This window comes from Kitasatospora sp. NPDC056181 (assembly GCF_042266225.1).
In the GTDB taxonomy this organism is placed as follows: domain Bacteria; phylum Actinomycetota; class Actinomycetes; order Streptomycetales; family Streptomycetaceae; genus Kitasatospora.
The window spans coordinates 1-2,332 of the sequence record NZ_JBHJUK010000314.1; the positions used below are offsets into that span (position 1 = coordinate 1).

The 2,332-nt window shown below is 73.8% G+C and carries 1 pseudogene; it reads left to right on the forward strand.

Annotated features, from left to right (window positions below):
• Positions 1-413: 413 nt before the first annotated feature.
• Positions 414-2,332 (forward strand): annotated as a pseudogene (locus ACFC1F_RS43180) (ABC transporter permease); the annotation flags it as partial.

Genomic DNA, 2,332 nt, shown 5'->3' on the forward strand with positions numbered 1-2,332 from the left:
AAGCTGCGGTGGAGGTCGGTGACGGCCACCATGGGAGCGGTGACGGTGCCGGCCGGTTGCTGGGTCATACGGCGTCCCCCTGGGTGCGCTTCGAGCGTTCCCCGGCCGACTCGGCCGGGTGGCGAAGTGGTCTTGATGAGGTGTGCATGGCGATATCGGATTGCTGACGGACTCTCTCATCGGAGGGAAAGGCCGATCGCGGTGTCGTCATTGCCGAGAATTTGCTCACTAGTTACATGATTCGCGCAAGTCCCTTCCGTTCATGGATCGAATCTGACAGAGTCGTCCGCTATCCGGTGATCAATCGCCGGTGGTCACCGTAGCGGTACGCGACAGGCGTCCATCCCGTGGCAGGGGCGTGCCCGGACGGGGGAGAGCTGCGCGGGACCGAAATGTACTGGGGGAGGAACGGGATGCTCGGCTTCGTCGTGCGCCGTCTGCGCGGGCGACTGCCGTTGGCCGCCGCGGTCCTGCTCACGGTGCTGATCACCACTGCAGTGCTCACGGCGCTGGTGGCGTTCAACCGCACCGTGGGGGAGGCCGGGCTGCGCCAGGCGCTCCAAGGGCCGGTCCGCGCGAGGACCACCGTGCTGGTCAGTGCCGACCACGGGTTCGACAAGCGGCCCAAGGACGATGCGGCGGTGGGTGATTACGCCGGGAGGCTCTTCGGAGACCTGCCGGTGCACACCGAGACCGTCGCCCGCAGTCGCTCCTACGGGCTCCCGCAGAGCCCGGCGCCGTTGTCCGGTACCCAGTCCGGCAACGCGTCGGGCGCCCAGCCAGCCAGCGCCCCCGCGAAGGGGCCCGAGTTGACGGTGCTCGCGGCGCTGGACCATCAGCGCGTCACTCTCCTCTCGGGTGGTTGGCCGGCGGCGGCGGGGGTGACGGGGCGGGGGGCGGTGGAGGTCGCGGTGCCGCAGGCCGTGCTGGCGCGGCTCGGCCTGGCCGCGGGTGTGCTGCCGGCGGAGGTGCGGCTGGAGGACCGTTTCGACGGGTCGCCGCTCGTGGTGCGCATCACCGGTGTCTACCGGGCCGTCGAGCCTTCGGACGTGTACTGGCGCCTCGACCCGGTGGGCGGGCGTGAGATCCAGGTCGGCGGGTTCACCACCTACGGCCCGATGCTGGTCGACGACAGTGTCTTCACCGCCGCGCGGATTCCGCAGAACGGGCGCAGTTGGCTGCTCGGCGCGGACTTCGCCGGCATCGGTGCCCCCGGCTCCGCCGGGATCCAGGACCGTGCCGACAGTCTGGGCGAGGAACTGCGCCAGGCCACGGGCCTCCAGGTCAGGACCGAGGTCGGGGACGTCCTGCGCGAACTGGACTCCAGTGCGTTGGTCGCCCGCTCCACCCTGCTGATCGGTGCCCTCCAGCTCACCGTCCTGGCTGCCGCCGTCCTGTTCCTGGTGGTCCACCTGATGGCCGCCCGGCAGGAGAGCGAGAACGCGCTGCTGGCCGCCCGCGGGGCCTCCGGCCTGCGCCTGGGCGCCCTCACCGCCACCGAGTCACTGCTGCTGGCCCTGCCGGCGGCCCTGCTCGCCCCCCTGCTCACCCCGCCCCTGCTGCACCTGCTCACCGCCCGGGGCGCGCTCGCCCGGGTGCCGCTGGACACCGGGCTGCACTGGACGCTGTGGCCGGTCGCGGCGGCCTGCGCCCTGGCCTGTGTCGTTGTGACCACCGTCCCGGGCGTGCTGCGCGGCGCGGCCGGCGCGGTCCTGCGCCGCGCCGGGCAGCGCCAGGCGATGGTCGCCGGCGCGGTCCGCTCCGGCGCGGACCTGGCGGTGGTCGCCCTCGCCGCCCTCGCCTACTACCAGCTGGCCCAGTACCACGGCGGGCTGTCCACGGACGCCGGCGGCCGCCTGGGCCTGGACCCGGTGCTGATCGCCGCGCCGACGCTGGCCCTGTGCGCGGGCACGCTGCTGGTGCTGCGGCTGCTGCCGTTGGCGGCGCGTCTGGGGGGCCGGCTGGCCGCGCGGGGCCGCGGTCTGGTCCCGGCGCTGGCGGGCTGGCAGCTGGCGCGTCGTCCCGGCCGGGCCAGCGGTCCGGTGCTGCTGCTGGTGCTGGCGGTGGCCACGGGTGTGCTGGCGCTGGGCCAGCACACCACCTGGACCACCTCGCAGCGTGACCAGGCCGCGTTCGCCACGGCGGGTGGGCTGCGGGTTTCCGGTTCGCCGCTGGCCGGGATGGGCCAGGGCGGCCGGTACGCGGCCCTGCCCGGCGGTGACCGGCTGATCCCGGTGGTCCGCCAGGGGACCAGCCTGCCCAACGGTGCCACCGGGCAGGTCCTCGCCCTGGACGCCCTCGCCCTCGCGGACCGGGTCCCGGTCCGCCCGGA